Annotated in this window: 13 protein-coding genes; 4 read left to right on the top strand and 9 right to left on the bottom strand. The window is 71.3% G+C overall.

The annotated features are described in order from the left end of the window. On the bottom strand, window positions 1-3,648 hold a 3,648-nt coding region (locus ACZ6QO_RS12230), incomplete at its 3' end, for a CHAT domain-containing protein (RefSeq protein ID WP_465850092.1). A gap of 214 nt (window positions 3,649-3,862) precedes the next feature. On the opposite strand from ACZ6QO_RS12230, the gene ACZ6QO_RS12225 reads away from it, so the two are divergent. Beyond that, window positions 3,863-4,504, top strand: a complete 642-nt coding sequence (locus ACZ6QO_RS12225; protein ID WP_465850090.1) for a toll/interleukin-1 receptor domain-containing protein — start codon at window positions 3,863-3,865, stop codon at window positions 4,502-4,504. Further along, window positions 4,501-8,748, top strand: coding sequence for a tetratricopeptide repeat protein (locus ACZ6QO_RS12220; RefSeq protein WP_465850088.1), 4,248 nt, complete (start codon window positions 4,501-4,503; stop codon window positions 8,746-8,748). Before ACZ6QO_RS12225 ends, ACZ6QO_RS12220 begins: the two co-directional genes overlap by 4 nt. A gap of 275 nt (window positions 8,749-9,023) precedes the next feature. Here ACZ6QO_RS12220 and ACZ6QO_RS12215 read toward each other — a convergent pair whose 3' ends face one another. From ACZ6QO_RS12215 to ACZ6QO_RS12180, 8 genes are all read right to left on the bottom strand, one after another. After that, on the bottom strand, window positions 9,024-9,833 hold the full coding sequence (locus ACZ6QO_RS12215; RefSeq protein WP_465850086.1) for an acetoacetate decarboxylase family protein: 810 nt from the start codon (window positions 9,831-9,833) through the stop codon (window positions 9,024-9,026). Between the two features lie 100 nt (window positions 9,834-9,933). Further along, window positions 9,934-11,052: a glycosyltransferase gene (locus ACZ6QO_RS12210; protein ID WP_465850085.1), complete on the bottom strand. Its 1,119-nt coding sequence runs from the start codon at window positions 11,050-11,052 to the stop codon at window positions 9,934-9,936. Between the two features lie 80 nt (window positions 11,053-11,132). Further along, window positions 11,133-13,217, bottom strand: coding sequence for an acyltransferase family protein (locus tag ACZ6QO_RS12205; protein ID WP_465850084.1), 2,085 nt, complete (start codon window positions 13,215-13,217; stop codon window positions 11,133-11,135). A 338-nt stretch (window positions 13,218-13,555) separates the two neighbouring features. Further along, on the bottom strand, window positions 13,556-14,518 hold the full coding sequence (locus tag ACZ6QO_RS12200; protein ID WP_465850082.1) for a hypothetical protein: 963 nt from the start codon (window positions 14,516-14,518) through the stop codon (window positions 13,556-13,558). Further along, window positions 14,515-15,369 carry an ABC transporter ATP-binding protein gene (locus ACZ6QO_RS12195; RefSeq protein WP_465850080.1) on the bottom strand — a complete coding sequence of 285 codons (855 nt, stop codon included), beginning with the start codon at window positions 15,367-15,369 and terminating at the stop codon, window positions 14,515-14,517. Before ACZ6QO_RS12195 ends, ACZ6QO_RS12200 begins: the two co-directional genes overlap by 4 nt. Further along, window positions 15,366-15,758: a GntR family transcriptional regulator gene (locus tag ACZ6QO_RS12190; protein ID WP_465850078.1), complete on the bottom strand. Its 393-nt coding sequence runs from the start codon at window positions 15,756-15,758 to the stop codon at window positions 15,366-15,368. Before ACZ6QO_RS12190 ends, ACZ6QO_RS12195 begins: the two co-directional genes overlap by 4 nt. Before the next feature lie 188 nt (window positions 15,759-15,946). Then, window positions 15,947-17,419 carry an LCP family protein gene (locus ACZ6QO_RS12185; RefSeq protein ID WP_465850077.1) on the bottom strand — a complete coding sequence of 491 codons (1,473 nt, stop codon included), beginning with the start codon at window positions 17,417-17,419 and terminating at the stop codon, window positions 15,947-15,949. A 566-nt stretch (window positions 17,420-17,985) separates the two neighbouring features. Then, window positions 17,986-19,629 carry a phospholipid carrier-dependent glycosyltransferase gene (locus tag ACZ6QO_RS12180; protein WP_465850076.1) on the bottom strand — a complete coding sequence of 548 codons (1,644 nt, stop codon included), beginning with the start codon at window positions 19,627-19,629 and terminating at the stop codon, window positions 17,986-17,988. 181 nt (window positions 19,630-19,810) lie between these two features. Between ACZ6QO_RS12180 and ACZ6QO_RS12175 the strand changes: the two genes are divergently transcribed. Then, window positions 19,811-22,072, top strand: coding sequence for a hypothetical protein (locus tag ACZ6QO_RS12175; protein ID WP_465850165.1), 2,262 nt, complete (start codon window positions 19,811-19,813; stop codon window positions 22,070-22,072). Between the two features lie 171 nt (window positions 22,073-22,243). Further along, the gene (locus ACZ6QO_RS12170) at window positions 22,244-23,173 is read left to right on the top strand and encodes a permease-like cell division protein FtsX (protein ID WP_465850074.1); all 930 of its coding nucleotides are present in this window, start codon (window positions 22,244-22,246) and stop codon (window positions 23,171-23,173) included. The last annotated feature ends 56 nt before the right edge of the window (window positions 23,174-23,229 follow it).

Here is a 23,229-nt window from a genome sequence, read left to right as displayed (position 1 = left end):
GGCCATGCCCGCCCGGTTGCCCAGTTCTTCCTCGATGGTCAGTGATTTGCGGTACCACTTCAGTGCCTGGTCGTACTCGCCCCGCCGTTGAGCGATGATGCCGAGTTGGTGGTAGCTGGAGGCCATGCCCGCCCGGTTGCCCAGTTCTTCCTTGATGGTCAGTGATTTGCGGTACCACTTCAGTGCTTGGTCGTACTCACCACGGTCCTGGGCGATCATGCCGAGTTGGTGGAAGCAGGCGGCTTGCTCGCGGCTGCCCTCGGCGAACCACGGCAGCATTTCTCGGTAAAGCTGCTCCTCCCAGCCCCACGCCCCCCAGGTATGCAACCGCTCACACACCCAATCGGTCGCTCTCGCCGCCGCTTCAACATCGCCTGCGGCGTGGTGGTGGTGCCGGGCCTCCACCATGTCATCCACATCCGCGCGAGGATCTTGCGGCGCCACCTGCACCCGCCACCGCCAATACCGCGCCGCCGCCTCATGCGCCAAACGAATCTGCTCGGCCGGCGTGACCTCCGGGCGGGTCAGCGTGGCCGCCGTCCATCGATGCACCATGAATGTCTCGTTTTGCTGCTCGTCGGCCAGCGGGACCACCAACCCCAGCCCGGCCAGCACCGCCACCGCCGCATCCACCTCTGGTGGCATAGAGATCGGCGGCGCCTGCCACGCCGCCACATCACGGTGTAACTGGTCGCTCTCCTGCGCCGACAACCCCAGATCCTTCACCTCAGCCTGAGGATGCTCCTTGCGCGCCAGCTCCAGACGCTCCTGAAGACGGTTCAGCCGCTCTTCTACGGCCGGATCGGGGTCCGCTGGAGTGCTCACCGGCCAGGCCAACCCCACCGGGCCTACCGGGCGGCGGTACACCGACACCCCCACCAGCACCCGGTGCGCGAAATCGTCCAGCACATCCAGCAGGTCACTCACCAGCGCGTCGTCCACCGCCAGCGTGACCGCCTCGGCCAGCGCTCCGTCCAATCGCCCGCCGCCCACCGGAACCCGGGCTAGGTTCACCTGCGTGGCACCGGCCGAGGTTTCGGGCCACGAAGCCGCCTGGTCATCGCTCGGAGCAGGCGTGCCGTCCAGTTGCCAGGCCTCGCGGCTCAGCCATCCGGCCGGGTCGGCGATGCCTCGTTCGCGTAGGAGCCGTTCCAGGCGGTCGCGTACGTCGGTGAAGCGGGCCTGGCCGCCGCGTAGCAGCGCGTCCACGTACTCAAGCGTTCGTGGATGACCGCCCACCATTTCCCATGCGCGTTGCTGGTCGGCCACTTCCAGTGCGTTCAACCCCGGCAGGCGCCACATCAGCTTGCGTGCCTCGGCCCGGGACAGCGGGCCCAGGTGATGAGTCGTCAGCCGACGCTCCGCATCTTCGGGGAGTGTGAACGGGTAGCGGCTGGTGACCAGCAGCTTCATCCGTCTCGATGTGGTGGTCCAGGCGGCGAGGAACGCGGCCAGTTCCTGGTCCAGAAAGGCGAAGTGCCGGTGGGGGTCGAGGTTGTTCTCGAAGTTGTCGAGCAGGAGGGTGAGCGGCGGAGCGGCCACCTTGGCGCTCAGCTCGGCGGGCACCTCGGCGAGGGCCCGGTCGAGCGCGTCGAGGCGTACCTGCCATGGGAAGTTGAGCCGGCGCAGGAACTGCGCCAGCTCGCGCAGCGGTTCGGCCTGGGCGTCGGCCGTGGCGGTGGCGACCAGCAACTTGTCGGCGACGGCGCCGAAGATCTGGTCAGGGCTGGTGCGGCCGACCAGGGACACGACCAGCCCCGCGTCGTCGCCGAGCCGCCCGAGGAGTTCGGCGGCCAGGCTGCTCTTGCCCACCCCGCCGATGCCATGCAGCAGCACGCCCGGGTGGCGACGCAGGGCCGCCCGTAAAACTCGCAGTTCGGCGCGCCGGCCGACGAAGTCGCCGACCGCCCGCACGACCACGCCGCGATCCAGTACGACGGCGCGCGGCGGCTTCACGTTCGCGTCCACGCCATCGTTCACGTCGTACAGCGGCAGCGACGGCCCGCGCAGGAACAGGGCCGGGGTGGCCCACTCTGCCAGGTCGGCCTTCGGGCTGCCCGCAGGCGCGGCCCGGCGCGTCTCTTCCAGGGCGCGCCGGGCTTCCGACAGCGCGGTGAGGACGTCCGGCCGTGGGCGGATGGCCAGCTCCCGGTAGAGGGCGCCGGTCAGCAGGCTGGCGTAGTCGTCGGTCACCGGGGCCGTCATCGCCAGTACGGCGGGGACCCCGGCGGCCGACAGGCTCCGCGCCAGCCCCGCGAGCGCCGCCTCTCCCTCGGCCGTGTCCGGGTCCGACGGCTCGTTCGGTGAAGGCTCGTCGTTGTGATCGGTGGCGGTGCGGGTGTCGAGTGCGGTGGAGCATCCGGAAAGGACGACCAGCGGGACACCCTGGTCGCGGGGGATCGCCCTGGCGAGGCGAGTGGCGGTGACCTCGTCGACGCCGCCCCGTTCGTCCTCCATGAGCAGCACCCCGGGGCCGGCATGGCAAGAGATGTGCAGGACGTGGAAGCGTTCCTGCTTGAGCGCGTCCTGGACGGCCGACAAGGTGCCTTCGTTCAGGATGCGCACGTGAGCGGCCGCGTGGCGCCGGGCGTCGTCCACCGAGTCGAGGATGCGGCGCAGCTCCGCCTCCAGGTCGAGCAGCACCCCACCACCCGGCCCGTCGGGCGCGGCGACCACGGCGAGGATCCGTAACGGAGCACGGATGCCGATCGCCGGGATGTCTCCGTTCGCCGGAAGGTGCCGGAACAGGTCCACGTGCGGATGCAGGACCAGCGGCTGCTCGTGGCCGGGCGGCATCAGCGTCTCCCACGGAAGCTCGGCCAGGTCGTCCTGGACGCGCAAGCCGAGACGCAGCGCGCTGTTGCGCCCCGCCGCGTCCGCCACGGCGGCGGCCAGAGCGTTCCCGGCCGGCCCGTCGAGGAAGACCCTGCCCAGGCGGACGCCCACGTCGCGCAGGACGGCGTCCATCCGAGCACCTCGGCGTCCCACCAGGGGCGCGTCCTTGGTCGGCAGTTCGGCCGATCGCCCGTCACGTACGCGGTCGAGGTGCCAGATCCGTTCTTCCAGGGTGTGGGTGATCTGCCCTGGTCGGTGGCTGGCCGCCGGCGCCCTGTCCGCCGGGCCGAAGGCGACCTCTGTCTCACCGATGCGCAGCAGCATCTCCCGCGATCCCTCGGGCCGGTGATGCCGGAAGGGGCGGAAGGGCGGGGACGACTGGTCGTGGTCCGCGACGTCATCGGAGGCCGGCGGGCCGCGTAGGACCTCTACCAGTTCGAGGTAGGGCCGTTCCTGGTCCTCGCCGCGGAAGTCGAGCGTGCGGCGGGCCGCGGCGAACGGGCCGATCGGGACGTCGTCGAGCAGGGCCGGGATGAACCTCCGCTCGTCGGGCAGGGTGAGCAGGGCCGCGTATTTGGCGGCCATCATCGGGTCGGCGGCGGTGGCCCGGCTGTAGACGAACACGATGCTGGACGAGGCGCGGATGAGCTCCTCGATGCGGTTGATGATGACGTCGCCCGGAAGGTACCTCTCCAACGCTGCCTGGAGTCCGTCTTGCGACAGCCGGGCCTGGAGTCGGCGGGCCCATTCGAGGTCGTCCTGGGCGTGCACGATGAACAGATCGTAGGTTGCGCTCGACGACCGCTCGCCCATCCCGTCCCGCCCCTCGATCCGCCCGCGTCGTCCCGCTCGCGAGGACCGAAGCCGCCCCGCGCACTTCGTCCCGCATTGAAGATCGAAGCCGCCCCCGCACTTCGTCCTGCCGCTTGGACGTCTATCGTCGGCTATCGGTTTTCCTGGGCTTCATAGTTGACCTAATTCGGCTACATACCGCCACTGTCTGCGTACGCGACTTAGCCTGATTGGCATGGACCTGGCCGGTTTGGCGCTTACCCTGGTCGGCACTCTCGCGGGCATCGCGGGCGCCTACTTCGCGTGGGTGCCCATCCGCGGCCAGCTCGTACGCAGACGCGCCCGTCGACAGGACCACGGCGAAGCGAGGATCGAAGCGACTTCGGGCACCGAGACGGCTCGTCCCGCCGCAGCCGCTGCCCTCACGAGCCCGTCCGCCGCGGCGAAGTCGGCGAATGAGATTCCCGCGACGGTGTACGACGTGTTCGTCTCCTACTCCCACGACGACGCAGCCGTGGTGAAAGACCTGGTGAGACGCCTCCGACAGCGTGGGATCGAGGTGGCCTTGGACGAGGTCTTCATGAAGCCCGGCACGCCTCTCGTCCACGGGGTGGAGAAGGCCATTCGCGAGTCGGCGCACGGGCTGCTGGTCTTCAGCCGGGCCTCACTGCGCAGCGGCTGGGTCACGAACGAGTACTACGTCCTCATGCAACGGTCGATCGAGACCGGGCAGCGGTTCATCCCTGTGCGCATCGAGGACGTGCCGCTGCCGGAGTTCGCCGGCAGCCGCTACTACTCCGACCTGTGCGACGTCAGCGACGAGGTCTTCGACGAACGCGTGGACCAGCTCGCCGAGGTACTGCGGACCGCCTCGTGACCGACGTGCGCCACGTGTTCATCGCCGGCGCGCCGCAGGACGACGCGCGGGTGCGCTGGCTCGCCGACCGGCTGCGGAAGGCGGGGCTGACGGTGACCCACCGGGAAGTGCTGGCCTCGCCGGGTGCACTGATCGTCGCCTCGTTCGAGCAGGCGATCGGCGCCGCCGAGCAGGGCATTTTGGTGTTCAGCCGCGCCTCGCTCGCCGACGCATGGGTGCGCGAGATGTACGAGAGCCTGATGCGCCGCTCCGTCCAGGACGGCCGGCGGTTCATCCCGGTGCGCTTCGAAGATGTCGAACTGCCCGAGTTCGCGGCAAACCGCTTCCCCGTGGACTTCTTCAACGCGGACGGGCCGGAAGCCGACCGGCGGGTCGACCGGCTGATACGCGCCCTGCGTGGGCAGGCGCCTGTGCCGGTGCCTGGACCCGGGCGGCGGCCGGGTACGAAGGTCCGGCCGGACGTCCCGCGCCGCTGTGTCCTGCGGATAGCCGCCGACCAGGTGACCTTGCTGCCCGACGCCGGGGAACCGGTGAGCGCTGCGGCCGAGCCGAGCACACGACTCGGGGAGCTGAGCTGGCGGCTGGCATCGGCCCGGAACCGGGGCGTCCTCATCACCCGCGGGGTCGCGGCCGCCGATGGAGTGGAGACGCTGCTCGCCGAGTACGGCAAAGAACTGGGCGCCGCCTTTCTCCCTGGGCCGGTCGCCGACGCGCTCGTCGCCGAACTGAACGCGGCACGGAGCCAGACCGCAGGGCTGCGCCTCGGTCTGGAGGTCGCCGAGGAACTGGCCGACCTGCCGTGGGAGACGCTGCGCGTACCAGGTCAGGCGGAACCGCTGGCGTTGCAGCCCCGCGTCCAGGTCTTCCGCAGCGTGACCAGTGCCACCGCCGCGCCGGTGATGACCATCAACGGCCCGCTGCGCATTCTCGTCGCGATGGCGGCGCCGCACGGCGACGGCAGCGGCCCGCAACTGGACCTGGAAGCGGAGCTGGGCAAGATCCTCGACTCGGTGGAGTCCGCGAGGCGAGGGACGCGCGGCAGGCCCGGGGCGTACGTACGGATCTTGAACCAGGGCACGCTGGAGGCGATCCGCGAGGCGTTGTCGCAGGAGCGCTACCACGTGCTGCACATCTCATGCCATGCCACGGCTGGAACGCTGCTCCTGGAGGACGCCGACGGCCGAGTCGACAAGGTGACCACCCAGCGGTTCATCGACGAGGGACTCCCCGACAACCGAGGCGTCCCGCTGCTCGTCCTGTCCGGCTGTTCCACCGCCCTCACCCCGGCAGGGGATGCCGATCAGCCGGCGTCCGAGGAAACCGATCAGCAGGAGCCGGAGGGAGCCGACGAGCCCGCATCGGCGGACCTGACCGGCCTGGCGCGGGGCCTGTCGGCGGCCGGGGTCCCCGCCGTCCTGGCGATGACGGCCCCGGTGACCGACCCGTACGCGACGGCTCTGGCGGAGTCGCTCTACTACGAGCTGGCCGTCCGGGACATCCCGGAAGTGCTGCCCGCCTTCTGCGACGCGCGCCGCCGGTTGGAGCAGGCCCGCCGGAAACTGCCTGTGGGGACGATGGGCGCCTCTCTTGTGGAGTGGGCCACCCCGGCACTGTTCCTGCGCGGGCCGTCACTGCCGCTGTACAACCCCGATGACGGGTTCGAGGACATCGCGCCGCCGGTCGATCCGCAGTTCGCCGACGGGGTGCCGTTACGCAAGGTGGGCGAGTTCGTCGGCCGTCGCGCGGAGATGCGTACGGCGTTGGCCGCCCTGCGCGTCGACGGGCCGGGCGTACTGCTGCACGGCATCGGCGGGGTCGGCAAGAGCAGCCTGGCCGCCGAACTGCTGCGCCGCCTCGGCGCCGACGCGGGCGTGATCGTGTCGGCGATCAGCCAGACCAGCCCTGACCAACTCCTCGACGAGATCGGCCGCACCCTGCTCACCGTCTTCGAGGACGCCGGCATCCGGCGCTTAGCCGCGTACGTCCGGCAGCCGAACGAGACGTGGGCGGACCGGCTGAAGCCGCTCGGCGCCCTGTTCGCCCAGGTTCCGCTGACGCTGCTACTGGACAACTTCGAGGACAACCTCGTCTACGACGACGCCACGTGGGCCGTTCGGGACACGGAGCTGGCCGCCTTCCTGACCGCGTGGATCCGCATGCGCGGCCGCCACAAGCTGCTCGTGACCAGCCGCTTTCCGTTCGTGCTGCCGCAGGGTGCGGAGGGGCGGCTGGCGGTCCGTCATCTGGGCCCGTTGTCGTGGGCCGAGGCGCGCAAGCTGATGTGGCGCCTGCCGGGGTTGAACGTGCTGGGGGTGCAGGATCAGCGGCGGGCGTGGGAGATGGTGGGGGGCCATCCGCGGACGCTGGAGTACGTGGACGCGTTGCTGCGCGGCGGCGAGGCGCGGTTCGCCGACGTGCGCGAGCGTCTGGAAGGCCTGCTGAGGCGGCGGGGCATCGCCGACCCGGCGGAGTGGATGAGTCGGGAGGACTGGCGGCCGAACGGCACACCGCACTTGGGCGGTGATCGCACGGGCGGGCGGTTGGACGGGGTGCTGGCCGAGGCGGTCACGTTAGCGGTGGATGACGCGCTGGTGGGTGACCTGCTGGGGGTGCTGGAAGATTTCACCCGTCAGGTGTTGGTTGGGGTGTCGGTGTACCGGCGCCCGGTGGACCGTACGGGATTGGCGTGGCCGGTGAGCACCCCGGCAGACCTCGATCCGGCCGTGCAAGAGCGGCTGCACCGTATGGATGAGTATCTGGGCCGGAGGTGGAAGGAGGATCCTCAGGCAGGGTTGGAGGCTCTGGGATTGTCCGCGCAGGAGGTCGAGCAAGTCGTCCGAGATGTAGCGGCGTTTCGGGTGCCACCGATTTCCGAGCCGCCGGGGGTGGATGTGGCGGTGGGGGTGTTGGCGGGGTTGGGGTTGGTGGTCCCGCTGGCCAGAGCGGGGCAGGGTGCGGTCTTTGTGGTGCATCGATGGACGGCGACCACGCTGGCCCGCCCGGAGGTCACGCCGTCCGGGCAGATTCGTTTGGCGCATGAGGCGGCGGCGCGGTATTGGCGGTGGCGGGTGCGGGTGTTGCCGCAAGATCCCCGAGAGGCTGTGATGGACATGGTGGAGGCGCGTTATCACCATCACGCCGCGGGGGATGTGGAGGCGGCGGCGGGGGCGACCAGTTGGGTGTGTGAGCGGTTGCATGCCTGGGGGGCGTGGGGAGGGGAGGAGCAGCTCTACCGGGAAACGCTGTCGTGGTTCGCCGAGGGCAGCCGCGAGCAGGCCACTGGCTTCCACCAGCTCGGCATGATCGCCCAGGAGCGGGGTGAGTATGACCAGGCGCTGGAGTGGTACCGTCGGTCCCTGACCATCATGGAGGAACTGGGCGATCGGGCGGGCATGGCCGCCGGCTACCACGCGCTCGGCATCATCGCCCAGCTACGGGGTGAGTACGACCAGGCGCTGGAGTGGTACCGCCGGTCCCTGGCCATCAAAGAGGAACTGGGCAACCGGAAGGGCATGGCCGCCAGCTACCACCAGCTCGGCAGAATCGCCCAGAAACGTGGTGAGTATGACCAGGCGCTGGAGTGGTACCGCCGGTCCCTGACCATCAACGAAGACCTGGGCAACCGGAAGGGCATGGCCGCCAGCTACCACCAGCTCGGCTGGATCGCCCAGAAACGTGGTGAGTATGACCAGGCGTTGGAGTGGTACCGCCGGTCCCTGGCCATCAAAGAGGAACTGGGCAACCGGAAGGGCATGGCCGCCAGCTACCACCAGCTCGGCAATATCGCCGAGGAGTATGGTGAGTATGACCAGGCGCTGGAGTGGTACCGCCGATCCGTGACCATCATGGAGGAACTGGGCGATCGGGCGGGCATGGCCACCGGCTACCACCAGCTCGGCAGAATCGCCGAGGCACATGGTGAGTATGACCAGGCGTTGGAGTGGTACCGCCGATCCGTGACCATCATGGAGGCACTGGGCCACCGGGAGGGCACGGCCAGTTCGTTTGCGCAGATTGGCGTTTTGTACACCGTGACAGGTCGAGCTGATGAGGCGGTCGCTTATACGTTGCGCGGCTTGGCCATCTTCGTCGAGCTTCAGGCGCCGCAAATTGCCGTGTGCCTGCACTGGCTGGGCCAGCAGCGGGTTGTGTTGGGAGACGAGGTGTTCCGGCGGCTTCTCGGCGAGCACCTCGATGCCGGGAGTGTCGAAAACGTCATCGCCGCCCTTCCGGCTGAGGGGTAGTCCACTGCCTGCGAACGTGCGCCGGTCGGGCACCGTTCGCCGGCGCCGGCACGCCCTACCACGACCCGCCGATCCGGCGCCGATTCCACCCAGCACACAGGGTGAAGAGCTCAACCTGGCGGTGATTCTGTTCGCCGTCATATCGGGTGAAGGGGCACCTCCTGGTGCCGATCTCATTAAGTGCCGCACCCAATGAGGTGCCGCACCTGAGGGTTGGTTCTATTTGGCGCTGCGCCGGATGAATGCGCACCGGATGAGGGCACGCGGTTATCGGGTCAGGTGTCGCCGAGGGGGTGGGCGGGGTGGAAGGTCATGGTGGCGTGGGAGGCGGTGAGGGTTAGGAGGGCGTGTTTGGGGAGGCCCAGTTCGCTGAGTTCCTTGGCGATGGGGTGGTTGCCGAGCCTGATCAGCGCTCCGCCGGGGCGGGTGCGGACGCCGCGAGGGCGTACCGTCCAGGGGATCCGCCGGGTCAGGCCGTCCAGGCGCGTGTAGGCGTCCGTGGTGATCGGGCCGCCCCCGAGCATGGGGAGTCCAGGACCGCCTCTGAACCTGGGAAGACCGGGGTCGCCCGTTATGGGCAGACCGGGCACGGGCATGCCGGGACGGATCAGCAGGTCGATCACGAGGCGGCCGTCCTTGCGCAGCACGCAGCGCTTGTACGGGGAGGACAGCCGGAGGTCGACCTCGGCCAGCTCCTTGGGGAAGCCCCAGATGGAGCGGCCGGCGGCCAGGGTGAACCCTTGGTCGACCGGCAGCCAGTGGACGAAGGCCCCCGCACCGTGCAGGCGGAGGTCCTTGAGCCCGGACAGCGTGCTGCGCCCGGGCGGACCAGCGGCGTCCGGGGGACGGACGAGGAATCCCATGCCGAACTCGTTGTAGGAGCCGAGGTCGCCGTCGGCGTAGTGGATGAAGCCGAGCACGCACAGGGCCTTGCCGGGGAGGACCTCGGTGACGTCGAGATCGGCGTAGGCGAGCACCGCGCGGGCGGCGTCGGCCCGGACCAGGTACATGGCGGCGCAGATGGCGGCGTCCCGTACCTCCACCGGCATGGTGACGCGGCGTCCCTGAATGAGGTGGCTAGTCACAACGTCCAGTACACCAATCGAGGATGCGGGGCGCCAGCCGTGGGAAGCCCCGGATCGTCCGGCTCACCCGTGTGGCCTCGCGGGCGGGTGCAGCGGTTGGTCAGGCTAGGGCGGCGTGGTGGAAGGTGGGGGCGGGGGCCGGAGCGGCTGCCCATTCTTCGAGGTGGGTGACGAAGTCGCGGGCGTGGTCGGGCCAGTGGTACTGGCCGCGGGCCTCGGCGTATCCCCGGGCGCCCATCACGGCCCGTCGTTCGGGGTCGTCGCGCAGCCGCAGGACGGCCTGGGCGACCGCGTCCACGTCGCCGTAGGGGACGATCATGCCGCAGTCGGCCCGGCCCACGATGGAGGCCGCCAGCGGCAGCGGCGTGGTGATCACCGGCACGCCCCTGGCCATGTACTCGATGACCTTGGTCGGCAGGGACTGCCGGTAGTTGGGCACGTCGTGCAGCAGCGAGAGCCCGGCGAGGGCGCCCTGGGCCATGCGGAGCGCGTGGTTGTTCGGCACGTACCCGAACCAGTCGAGCAGCCCCTCGCGCTGCGCGTCGCGCAGGAACGGGCGCACCGCGGCGTCTGCGGCGCCGATCAGGTCGAGCCGGATGCCGTGCGGCCGGAGCCTGCGGGCCAGCTCGATCATCTCCAGCGCGCCCCTGGCCTCCGACAACTGGCCGATGTACACCACCCGGCCGGCGCCGGGCAGCGGCGGCGGCGTCTCGGGGACGTACGTGGTGTTCGGGATCACCGGGTGGTCCCCGACGAACCGGTCGCGGTAGGCGGACTCGGCCAGGATCAGGTGCAGCCGGCGCTCGGCGCGGCTCTCGATCCGGCGCAGCAGGCCAGGCAGCATCCGGCGCGCGGGCGCGGGAAGGTAGGTCTTGGTGTCCAGTGCGCCCACGATGTCCTCGTGTACGTCCCACACCGTCGTCGGCCGCCGTCGCGGCAGGGCGAACAGCAGCTCCAGGTCGTGCACCAGCAGCAGGTCGGCGTCCTTGACGCCCCGCCGCAGCGCGCCGCGCGCCGCGTTCAGCGCGTGGCCGCGGTGCAGGCCGACGGCGCGGGGCACGTCGATCGCGCGGATCTCCTGGGGCGGGGTGACGTTGCAGTGGGTGAACGGCGCGACATAGGTCACCTCGTGCCCGGCGTCGAGCAGCGCGCGGATCTGCCGGTGCATGATCCGCGCGTCCTCCGGATGGTGGACGATCGTGCCGACACATACCTTCATGCGTCGATGTTGAGCGGCGTTTCCTTCTTGCCCGGGTGCGGACCGTGAATCGCGGAGGAAATGCCGCTGAACATCCGCCGCTACGGGGTGGCCTGCTCGACCCGCTTGGCCGGTCTGCGGTAGAGCCAGGTGAGGCGCGGTTCGAGCAGCCACTTGAACACCGTGCGCGTCTCGGGCAGGCACAGCACGATGGCCAGGGCGAAGGCGCTGCTCATGATCGCCATGACGCCGAGCGGGCCGCGCAGCCAGGGGTAGCTCAGCCAGCCCATCTCCTTGGCGATCATCACGGGGATGCCGTGGAGCAGGTAGCAGTAGAGCGTGCGGGTGCCGAGGTCGGAGAACCAGGTGTTCCTGCGCGGCACCAGCGCCAGGACCGCGAGCGAGACCGTCAGCGCGGCGATCAGCAGGCCCGCGCGCATGCCCATGCCCATCCACCACGACAGGTGCAGCTCGGCGTAGCTGTCCTTGTAGTACACCGGGTCGAGCGGCACGTGCGGGGCGAGAATGATCGCCACGCCCGCCGCGCCGACGAGCGCCACGACGGAGAGGACCTTCACCCAGACGCGGTTGAGCATTTCGAAGTGGTGCGGCTGCAGCCACAGGCCCAGCACGAAGAACGGCATCAGCCCGAAGAAGCGGTCCATGCTGAAGTCGCCCGGCAGGTCGGACAGGCCGGCGAGCAGGTAGACCGCGATCGCGATCGGCAGCGGGTAGCGCATGCGCTTCCACACCGGCGTGGAGAGCCGCCACAGCAGCAGGGCGAGCAGGTACCAGTTGAGCCAGGCCGGGTCGATGATCGTCAGGCTCCATTTGTGGCCGAGCGCGAAGCGGAGCACGGCGTAGCCGATCTCCACGATCACGTACGGCACCAGGAAGGTGTCGACGAGCTTGTTCGTCTTGGCGTTGGAGTTCCAGAAGTTCCGGCTCAGGTAGCCGCTGATGATGACGAACAGCGGCATGTGGAACACGTAGATGAACAGGTAGGCCGAGCGCGAGGAGTGCGCCGACAGCGTCGGCACCAGCGCGTGCCCGGTCGGCACCAGCGCGATGAGCAGGAACTTCACGTTGTCCAGGTACGGCTCGCGGGGCCGCTTCGCCGGCCTCGGCGGCGGGGCCTCCTCCGGCGTGGGGTCCTCCCAGCCGCCGGGCTCTCCGCCGGGGTGCCGGCCCGCGGGCGGCTGCGACCAGGCGGCGGACGCGGGCATGGCCGAGCCGGGCCCTGACAGGGCCGAGCCGGGCCCTGGCCGGCCCGGCGGCGTGCCCGGGCTCGCCTGCGCGCCCGGGTTTCCCAGCGTGCCGGGGTCCTCCTGCGGGATCGCGGGCCGCTGCCAGTACGAGAACCCGTCTGAGACGGCGTCGGACGCCGGCTCCTGCGACGGTGCGCCGTGCGCGCCCGAGACAGGACCGGACGCCGGCCCTCGCGACGGTGTGCCGTGCGGGCCCGTGGACGTACCGGAGCCCTGCGCGCCGGGGAACGCGCGGGAGCCGTGCGGGCCCGTGGACGTGGCGGAGCCCTGGACGCCCGGGTACATGCCGGAGCCGTGCGGGCCTGTGGACGAGCCGGAGCCCTGACCGGCAGGGTAGGCGCCGGAGCCCTGGCCGCTCGGCTCCGCCGACGATGCGTGGCCTGCCGGGCGGTCGTCCCAGGCGGGGCGGTCGAACGTGAACGTCTCGGGGTCCTCGTCGGCGGGCGTGCCCGCGGAGTGCGCGCCACGCCGGACGCGACCTGCGCTCCCCGGCGCACCGGCGGGGCCCGGGGCGCCGCCGCGGCCGTCCGTGCGGTCGGAGCCGCCGAAGCCGTCGGTGCTGCCGAAACCGGTGGCGCCGCTCGTGCCGGCGGCGCTCATCGTGCCACCGGCGGCCGTGGTGCCGTCCGGGACCGGCCAGCGCGGCTCCCCTGCGTGCTCCCCGCCCGTGGGGGGCCGGTGACGATCCCAGGCGCCCGTAGGTGGCTCGGCGTAGTCGGGAACGGGCCAGCGGGCGGTGGGCGCCTCTTCCTCCCCGGCGCCCGGACCGGTGCCCGCACCGGTGCCCGCACCGGTGTCCATGCTGGTATCCATCGGCGCCTGTCCTCGTTCGTCGGGCGGGACGGTCGCGCCGGCGTCGGTGGAGACGCCGTCGGTGCGCGAAGCCGGAACCTGGAAGGAGGATCTGGTGTCACTCACGGGGGAAACGCTCAGCTATCTGTCGGGAGACCAGGGGTAGCTTCTGACTGTGGCGGGTGCCCTCGCCCGATGGCGGAACGGAACGCGGGACACGCCCGCCAGATCATCCACCCTAACGCGCCGATCTCCAAATGTCGCGACGGAGGCCGAACTTCAGCTTGCCGGATCGCTTGACAATGTCCACCAGATCATGTCAAAAGCGCTCAGGTCGGGTCGTCTTTCGGCCCTGGTCTCCCAGCCCTGCTCTCCGAGTCCCGGTTCCGAGCCTCGGTCTCTCCAACTCACTGTGCCGACGTCGGTCTCCCGGCCTTCGGTCGGCCGACGTCGGTTTCCCGGCCTCACACCTTGCGGCGGAGTGCGCGGTGGGCGGCCAGGCCGGCCAGTGCCGAGGCCAGCGCGGACAGGATGGCGGTCTCGGTCCACTGGAACCGCCAGAACCGCGTGGGCGGGTGGTAGTAGACGGCGAACCGGTAGCCCGCGCCGAACAGGCACTGCTCATACGCCCGCTGGTTGCGGTCGCCGCGCCCGGCGTCGGGTTGGTGCGGGCAGACGTTCGCGGGGGCGTCCGTCAGTTCCCTGCCTGCGGGGTCGACCCACGTCGCGCGCACCAGCCGCGCGTCGGTGTCGGACAGCACGGTGGTGCCCGTCAGCACGGTGCGCGCCGGCTCGGCGTAGTGCGCGCTGAGGCCGAACAGGGTGAACATGGTGACGGCGATCCCGGCCACGACGAGGGCCATCGCCGGCAGCGTCCGCCGGAACAGCACCCCGGCCGCCGTGCCCAGCGCGAACGCGTACAGCCACCACGCCGCCGGCACCACGCCGACCATGTTGAACACGCCCGGGTTGCCGAACGACGAGTCCGCTCCCTCGCGGAACACCTGCCGCCACAAGCCGACCATCGCCGACAGCAGCAGCCCCCCTGCGACGACCATGCCGCCCAGTACGGCGAGCTTCACGGCCAGCCAGCGGCCGGCGGGCACCGACTGCGTCCAGGCGAGCTTGTGGGTGCCGCGCTCGTACTCCCGGCCCAGCACGGGCGCCCCCCAGAACGCGCCGATCAGCGCGGGGGCCACCAGCGGCATCCAGCCATAGATGGTGTAGATGGCGTCGTACCGTTTGGCGAGGGCCAGCGCCAGGTTCCAGCAGGCGGGCCCGGGGCCGGGACAGCCGGGTGGCGCGTTGTCGGCGATGTACAGTTTCGCCTCCACCGCCGAGCCGAGCAGGAGCAGGCCGAGCGCGGCAAGCAGCGCGGCGGTGACGAGGATCTGCGCGCGATGTTGCCGCCAGGTCAGCCAGATCACGCGCCCACCTCCGCGAGCCGGGGCAGGGCGGCGGACTGCGGGTTGCGCAGGTAGGCCATCACCAGTTCCTGCAGGTCGGCCGGGCGGGCGCTCCAACGCGGGTCGAGCACCGGCGTGCCCCGCACCAGCAGCCGGGCCTGCCGCGCGGTGACGTTCTCCTCCACCACGGTCGTCCTGGCGGCGACGCCGCCGGCCAGTTCGGCGGGCCCGGACAGCACCTGGTGCCCTGCGAGCAGGTCGTCGATGTCGCCGCTGACCTGCACCCTGCCGCCGTTCAGCACGATGAGCCAGTCGCAGGTGTCCTGGATGTCGGCGACGACGTGCGAGGAGATCAGGACGGTCATCCCTTGCTCGGCGACCTCCACCATGAGCGCCCGCATGACGTCGTGCCTGGCCAGAGGGTCGAGGTTGGCCAGCGGCTCGTCCAGTGCGATGAAGTCGGGGCGTTTGGCCAGCGCGACGGTGAGCGCCACCTGGGCCTGCTGCCCGCCGGAGAGCTTGGTGACCTTGCGGTCCAGCGGGATGCCGAGCCGTTGGAGCCTGCCGGTCGCGTACGGGCCGTCCCAGCCGGGGTTCAGCCGGCGTCCGAAGGCGAGCGTCTCGGCGACGGTGAACCCGTCGTACAGGGGCTTGTCCTGGGCCATGAACGCCACTTCGCCCGCGACCGAGATCGTTCCTGCCGTGGGGGTGAGCAGTCCGACGAGCGCGTGGATGAGCGTGCTCTTGCCCGCGCCGTTGGGGCCGACCAGGGCGGCGACCCGGCCGGCCGGGATGGACAGGGAGCAGTCGCGCAGCGTCCACGCGCGCCGGCGGCGGACGCCGAGGCCGGTCGTCTGAAGTGCGAGGCTCACGCGATGCCCTCCCGGAACGCGTCGGTCATCGCCAGGGTGAACAGCGTCTCCATGTCCTCCCTGTCGAGACCGGCGTCGCGTGCCTGGCGCACCCACGCGTCGAGGCCGTCGCGCAGGCCGGCGTGGCCGGCCAGCCGGGCGCCGCCGATCGAGCGCTGGACGAACGTGCCGAGGCCGGGCTTGCCGGTCACCAGGCCCTCGCGCTCCAGTTCGCGGTACGCCTTCAGGACGGTGTTCGGGTTGATGGCGAGGGCGTCGACGACCTCGCGCGCGGTGGGCAGCTTGTCCCCCGGGCGTAGCGCGCCCACGCGCAGGGCCTGTTTGACCTGCTGCACGAGCTGGAGGTACGTCGAGACCCCCGATCTGCGGTCAAGGTGAAAGTCGATCATCGAGTCCGGAACGCCCCTTCACTATATAAGTAGTGAAATAGTGTTAGAAGAGGTCGCCGCTTGTCAACATGCCGAGGGCCGCTCCGGCTGGAAGGCGTCCGTGCGGAGAAGGGAAACGAAGAGGCCCGGCCCCGCGAGGGGACCGGGCCTTTCGCCGGTCGGCTTCGCCGCCGGTGCCGCCGTGTGGGTCAGGTGCTGCAGACGTCGGTCTTGGAGTCCACGACCCGGGCGCTGTCGGGGATGGTGACCGGCACCTTGATGTTCTTGAAGTCGGCCCCGATGACCAGCTGGATGATGGGGGAGCCGGGCGGCGGCGTGGCGTTCGCGCCGGCCGCCGGGGTGGAGGGCGTCACGGACGGGGTGAACGGCTGGAGGAGGCCGGCCTTGACCTTGCCCGCGGCCGGGGTGACCTTGGGCACCAGCTTCGCGGCCACCGGGTCGGCGTAGTCGGCGCCGTCGGCGGCACTCTTGGCGTAGAGCAGCATGGTCTTCGGCCGGTCGGTGCCGTCGGCGTTGCGCGCGTCGCCGACCTGGGTGACCTTGAAGCCCTGCGCCGCGAGCGCCTCGGCGACCTCTCTGGCCTTGCCCGCGGTGTTGGTGCCGTTGACCACCTGGACGCGCACCTGGCCCGGCTTGACCGCCGGCTTGGCCGGCCCCGTGGTGGAAGAGGACGCGCTCGGCTTGGGGGAGGGGGTGACCTCGACGTCCGTGCGCAGTGACTCGAACATCTTGCCCGCGTCCGGCTGCTTCCACTGCACGCGGTTCTTGTCCGTCGGGTACGGCTCCCAGGGAACCGTGACGAACTTGACGCCCTTGGCGGTGAGGCTGCGCGCGCTCTGAGCGATCTGGATCAGCGTGTCGACGTCGAGCTGCGGGTCCATCACGACCGAGTGGGCGCCCGCCTTGACCAGGTTCAGCAGTTTGCCGGGGTCGGTCAGAGTGTCGCCGCTGGTGGCCTTCTTCACGACCTGGGAGAGGAAGATCTGCTGCCGCTTGATGCGGCTGATGTCGCTGCCGTCGCCCAGCGAGTGGCGGGCGCGGACGTACGCGAGCGCCATCTCACCCTTGACGATCTGCTTGCCCGCCTGCAGGTGGAGCTTGGCCTGGCGGTCGTCCACCGCCGTGGGCACGCAGATCTGGATGCCGTCCAGCGCGTCGACGATGGCCTTGAAGCCGGTGAAGTCGACCTTGATGTAGTGGTCGATGCGGATGTTGGTGTTCGCTTCGATCGTGTTGATCGTGCAGGCCATGCCGCCCTCGTTGAAGGCGGAGTTGATCATGTCCATGCGCGGGGGCATGGCCACCTTGGTGCGGGCGTTCTTGCATGCCGGGATCTGCACCATCGAGTCGCGCGGGAAGCTGATCAGCGTCGCCTTGTCGCGGTTCGGCGACACGTGCATGAGGATGATCGTGTCGGTGCGCTCGCCCTGGTCGCCCATGTGCTGGCCGTACTTCTTGTTGTCGCCGGCGCGGGAGTCGGAGCCCACCAGCAGGACGTTGAGCGCGCCGGTGGCGTTCACCGGCCGGTTGGCGTTGAGATCGCCGCTGACGTCCTCCGTGCGGACCTCGCCCAGCACGTTGCGGTAGAGCGTGTAGCCGGTGAGCGCCAGCAGCACCATGACGCTGGTGAGCGCGACGCTGACGTAGGCGAGGAGGCGCATGCGCCCGCCGCCGCCGTGCGGGGCGCGACCGCCGCCTCCGCCGCCCCCGTTCCCGCCGCCGCCGCGACGCCGGCCTCGGCCGGGCTCGTCAGGGGGAGGAGGGGGCGCCTCGACCGGAACGCCTCTCTGGCGTCTGCCGCGCGGCTCGTCCGTCACGGGGAAGTCCTGTGGCCCCGAGGGGTGGTTCTCGTACGGGCCGTAGGGGCCCGCGGGCTGTACCGGTTGCCGGGTGTCCGGAGGGACGTCTCTGCGGCGACGGCTTCCCTCGCGGGGCGGGGCGTCGGGGGGAGGCTCCATCGCGCGGCCGCGGCTGGACCGGCGACCGGGCGCGGAGGACGCCGTCCGGTGATCTCTGACCGTGGCGCCGTGTCGGTGCTCGCTCATTTCGTCAAGAGGGTAGTCACCGGCCAGACTCTGGGCGGCATGATCGGGGGAACAGGCGCAAGATCATGATTACTCCAGAGGGGGTCGATCCGGCGGCCAAGCATACCGACACGAGGATATTTCCGGGAATGACGTAATTGTGGGCTTTACCGGAAGTTCACAGGATCAGCAGCTCATGGCCGTCATGACCGCTCCGTCTGCCTCGCCGTCAAGAGCGCGGCGGCGAGACACGCCAGCGGTACGGCGGGCAGGACATAGCGGTAGTCGAACTCCGCGGTGGCCGCCGGAACGGCCAGCAACGACACCGCCATCACCCACGGCAGGCCCCACGACGGCCGTCTCGCCTCGCGCGGCCGTGCGCGGCGGTACCCCCACACGCGCGCGGCGGCGACGCCCGGGGGGAGCAGCAGGACGGTCAGCAGCACCGTGCCGGGCAACGCCGCCACGTCCTGGTAGCGGCGCATCCACCCCGCGAACGGCTCGACGACGCGCGTGTCGACCGGACCCCGCTCGTAGCGCACCGCGAGGTCGGCGCCGCGCACGGCCGGGTGGCGGTCGGGCGGCGGGGGCGTCCTGTCCGGGAACTCGTAATAGTCATAGGTCTGCTGGTCGGGGTAGACCGGACGGCCCCAGGCGAACGAACGGACCAGTTCGGACAGCACCGAGGCGGCGTAGTCCATCGGCTGGCTGCGCAGCGCGAGGAACGCGAACCGCCCGGCGAGCCGGTCGGTCTCGGCGGTGAAGGTGATGCCGGGCAGCGCCACCAGCGGCGCGTCCGGCGCCCAGACGTACTCCTGCGACGGCGGGCGGCGCGAGGGCGGCCTGCTGTCGCACAGCACCGCGAGGTCCGCAGGCGGGCGCATGACGGCGCAGTCGGCGAACGACATCGTCCGGCCGTACAGGAACACCCCGTTGGAGCCGACGATGCCCACCCGGTGGTAGGTCGCCCAGAACCACGCCCCGTACCCCACGATCGGCACCGACGCGACCAGCACGAGCGCCAGCACCGCCACCAGCCGCCCGCCGAACGCGAACCGCCCCGCGCCGCGCATCCCTGACCGGCGCGGCCCCGGCCCAGGTGTCCCCGGCTTCGGTGTCGCTGATTCAGCTGTCGCCGCCCCGGATATGTCCGCGCCGCGTACGCCTGGGCCGGGGCGGCGGACCAGCAGCCACGCCGCCACCACCACGAGCAGGGGGAGTCCCACCGTCCGGGTCAGCGTGGCCGCGCCCAGCAGCGCGCCGGCGGCGCAGAGCGAGCGCCGGGTGCGCCCGCCCAACAGCACGAACACCGCCGCCACCAGCAGGAAGGCGAACAGCGTGTCAGAGACGAGCAGATGCTCAAGCTGCACCTGGTAGGCGTCGAGCAGCACAGGGGCCGACGCGAGCGCCGCCGCCCAGGCGCGTCCACCGGCGCGCGTCACGGCGGCGTACACCAGCACGCCGATGGCGAGCCCGAGCAGATGCTGGACCAGCGCCACGAAGCCGAACCCGTGGAACGGCTCCAGCAGCCGCAGGAACATGGAGTACCCGGCCGGGCGCACCAGATCGGGACGCGGATGCAGCGCCGTCACCACATAGGTATAGGAGTCGGGGAACCACAGCGCCGGCCGGTAGCCCAGCATGGCCACCACTCTCAGCGCCACACCCAGCCCGAGCACCCCGGCGAACCATCGGTGCGCCCGCAACACCTCCCGCGAACGGGCGGACCACTCCGGGGACGGGCGCAGGCGCAGGCCACGCCGGGCCGAGGGCGGCCGGGACGACCCTGTCGTCCCGCCGCGCACCCCTGAGCCCTGCCCAGCCGCGACCACTCGACCCCCAGCCATCGTTGCGGCGCTTCCTGGCGACCGGGGAAGGCCCGGCGAAGCCCGCTGCCATGAACACCGGTGCCCGAAGGCCGGGCACGCGCCGTTACGTTACCCGTCCCCCGCCCGCGGGCGGGCTCCCGCACGCCCGCCACCCACCTCCGCTGGTCGTCCGTGGCGGAGCGTTAGGCTCGCGGCGGTGATGGACGGAATCTGGCGCGATCGCTCGTGGTGGCCGCCGGCGAGCCGGGTGCTCGCGGCGGTCACGGTCATGCCCGTGCTCGCGCTGACCGGCTGGCTGCTCGCCGGGTTGCCGCTGTTGCTGGCCGGCTGGTTCCGCCCGTTGCCGGCGTTCCTGCTCGGCGGCGCCCTCGCCGTGGTGCTGTGCGCGTACGGCGCACGGTCCGGAGGATGGCGGAGGCGGCGTCCGGCCGCCGAAGGCCTCGAAAGCGTCGAAGGTGCCAAGGGTGCCGAGAGCGTCGAGGGTGCTGAGGGCGCGGAAGGTGTCGGGAGGGCCGAGGGCGGGGCGGAGGTGGCGGACGCCTCGGGCGGGCATGTGTGGGCGGTCCTGGCCATCGCGGTCGCCTCAGGGGTGTTCAACTGGATCTTCCACACCGAGCAGCTGATCGTCCGCCGAGACCCGGCGACGTACGCGCAGTACACGGCGTGGCTCGCCGGGAACGGCCGCCTCCCCATCCCCTATGCCACGGCGGCGTTCGGCGGGCCGGACCCGGCGCTGCGGTTCGACAGCATCGGGTTCTACGACTACGGCGGCGCGGTGGTCCCGCAGTTCATGCCCGGGGCGCCGCTCGTCGACGCCATCGGCGACTGGCTGGCGGGGCTGTCCGGACTGCTGATGATGCCGCCGGTGCTCGGCGCGCTGGCCGTGCTGACCGTGGCCGGGGTCGCCGCCCGGCTGGCGGGCGCGCGGTGGGCGCCGGTGGCGGCGCTGACGTTCGCGGTCGCGCTGCCGATCCTCTACACCTCGCGCACCACGTTCAGCGAGATCCCGTCCCTCATCCTGATCTTCGGGGGCATGGCGCTGCTCGCCGACGCGCGCGGCCGGTCGCGGGGGATGGCCGTGCTCGCCGGGCTGGCCCTCGGGCTGGCCGTCCTGGTGCGGGTGGACGGGCTGCGCGACGTGCTCCCGGTGCTGGCGTACGCGGGACTGCTGATCGCGCTGCGCGGCCGGGGTGGCCGGGCCGGGGCGTACGCGCGGATGGGCGTGCCGCTGCTCGGCGGCCTGCTCGCGGGAGCCGGCCTGGGGTTGGTCGCGGCCTTCTTCCTGTCCAGGCCGTATCTCACCTATCTGTCCGACTCGGTCGTGCCGCTGCTCGCCATCTGCGGGGTGGTGCTGGCGCTGACCGCGGCGGGCGCGGTGGCGGGGCCGAAGGTGGCGCCGGCCGCGTGGAACGCCGTGCGCGGGTGGCGTCCGGCGCGCCGCCTGCCCGAGGTGGCGGCGGCGCTCGTCGTGCTGGTGATGGCCGCGTTCGCCGTGCGCCCGTGGGTGCAGACCGTACGGCGGGTGCCCGCCACGACGGAGGACACGCTCAACTCCATCTTCATCACGTGGACGCAGCAGGCGAACGGGCTGCCGGTCGACCGGTCCCGCCTGTACTCGGAGCAGTCGCTGTACTGGGTGATCTGGTACGTCGGCGTGCCCGTGGTCATGCTGGCCACGCTGGCCGCCGCGCTCATGGCGCGGCGGGCGGCCCAGGGCAGGGGCCTCCTCTGGCTGCTGCCGCTGGCGATCATCGGCTGGACGACCGTGACCACGTTGTGGCGACCGGCCATCACACCGGACCACCCCTTCGCGTCGCGCAGGCTCGTGCCGGTGGTGATCCCGGGCCTGATCGTCCTTTCGGCGTGGGGCCTGCGCTGGGCGTGGGAGAAGATCCGCGACACCGGGTACCGGCCGGCGGCGCTGCGCCGGCTGACCGCCGCGGGCGCCGTGCTGCTGGTGGCGCCCGCCGCGGTCACCTCGATCGGCACGGCCTTCACTCCCGTGGAGCGCGGGGAGGCCGCGGCGGTGCGGAGGCTGTGCGCCGCGCTGCCGCGTGACGCGTCGGTGCTGATCGTCGAGCGGGTCACCGGCGACCGGTTCACGCAGGTCGTCCGCGCCATGTGCGACCGGCCGGCCGCGCAGGTCCGCCTGGCGGGCGGGACGGACGCGCCGCCGCCGGCGGGCTCTCCGGCGCTGACCGTCCAGGACACCGGCCGGGCGGAACCGGGCCGTGACGTGGCGGCGGCCTCCGACGTGTCCCGCCTGGTCCAGCGGGTGCGCGCGGCGGGGCGCGTCCCGGTGCTGCTGGCCGCCGAGCGGCTGCAGTTGGTGCGGTACGGGACGCCCGAGCAGGTGGTGCGGCTCCGCGCCCGCCAGGACGAGCGCTCGTTGGTCGACGCGCCCAACGGCACCTGGTCGTTCTCCGTCGACGTGTGGATGGTCGTCCCGCGGCCCGAGTGAGGACCGCCGGCCTGTCGTCCGGCGGATGGAGTCTTCGTGCGGCCCGTCGTCCGGCGGATGGAGTCTTCGTGCGGCCCGTCGTCCGGCGGATGGAGTCTTCGTGCGGCCCGTCGCTCGCGGGTGGAGTCTTCGCGGTTGACGGCGGGTCGTCGAGATCGGAAGAGTTGCGGCATGAACTGGCGAGTGGAGCCGCCGGAGACCGACGAGGAGCTCTCGTTCGGGGGCGGCGACCCCGAGCGGGAGTCTCGCTTCCGGACGTGGGAGACCGCAGGCAGGCGGTGGGCGGCCGCGCACCGCAAGCTGCTCGCGGCCGGGGCGGCCGTCGTCGTCCTGCTCGCGGCGGCGGGCGGCGGTGGGTGGCGCCTGTACCAGGAGTCCCGTAAGCCGCTTCCTCCGCCGGACGTCGCCTTCCCCGCGCAGAACGACTTCTGGGTGTTCCTGTGCAGGACCGGCTACTGGGATTGCAAGCCCGATGAGGTGCGGGCCGCCAGGGATGTCGGTCGTATCGAGGCGGAACTGCGCGCCATCGATGAGGTCGCTTCGCTGAGGTTCGCCGGAGCCGAAGAGCAGTACCGGAGGGAGTCCGAGCAGGGCGTCGCCTACGACCAGAACGGCACCCCGATCCCCCTCACTCGCGACATGTTCACCGATGCCTTCGAGGGGGTGCTCGGCCACCCGGATCTGTTCGCCCCGATGTCGGCGCGCGCCCTTCGGGTCGCGGGCGTGGCGGCGGTCGAGCGGCGGCCGACGAGCTTCTGGCGGGACAAGGCGAACGTCACGGTCGCTCTGTGCGGCCTCGACGCCGAACAGATGTGCCCGCAGTTCGACTACCGGTCGCCCACGGACGACGAGAGACAGGCCATCGTGGACCGGATCCGCGAGGTGGACGGGGTGGAGGAGGTCTACTTCGAGGACCGGGAGCACGCGTTCGAGCTCGCCAAGCACTACTACCCCGAGGGCCGGTCGGGACCTCCGCCCGTCACGCTGAGCACCATGGACGAGTCCTTCCAGGTGAAGATCTCCGGCCCGGACGCCTTCAAGCGCATACGGGACGCCGTTGGGAACGTGCCGGGCGTGCGCACGGTGCGGCCGGTGCGGTGAGCCGCTTCGTGAGGCTCCACCGCCTGGCGGGCCGGACGAGGCGGATAGAGGAGCAC

The sequence above is a fragment of the Sphaerisporangium sp. NPDC049457 genome (assembly GCF_055586705.1).
This window is presented reverse-complemented; position numbering and strand designations above follow the sequence as displayed.

Bases quoted from the DNA above. Each gene is read 5' to 3' on its own strand.
- ACZ6QO_RS12225 (WP_465850090.1), top strand. From the start codon at position 3,863: ATGGACCTGGCCGGTTTGGCGCTTACCCTGGTCGGCACTCTCGCGGGC.
- ACZ6QO_RS12210 (WP_465850085.1), bottom strand. From the start codon at position 11,052: ATGAAGGTATGTGTCGGCACGATCGTCCACCATCCGGAGGACGCGCGG.
- ACZ6QO_RS12190 (WP_465850078.1), bottom strand. From the start codon at position 15,758: ATGATCGACTTTCACCTTGACCGCAGATCGGGGGTCTCGACGTACCTC.
- ACZ6QO_RS12185 (WP_465850077.1), bottom strand. From the start codon at position 17,419: ATGCGCCTCCTCGCCTACGTCAGCGTCGCGCTCACCAGCGTCATGGTG.
- ACZ6QO_RS12180 (WP_465850076.1), bottom strand. From the start codon at position 19,629: ATGGCTGGGGGTCGAGTGGTCGCGGCTGGGCAGGGCTCAGGGGTGCGC.
- ACZ6QO_RS12175 (WP_465850165.1), top strand. From the start codon at position 19,811: ATGGACGGAATCTGGCGCGATCGCTCGTGGTGGCCGCCGGCGAGCCGG.
- ACZ6QO_RS12170 (WP_465850074.1), top strand. From the start codon at position 22,244: ATGAACTGGCGAGTGGAGCCGCCGGAGACCGACGAGGAGCTCTCGTTC.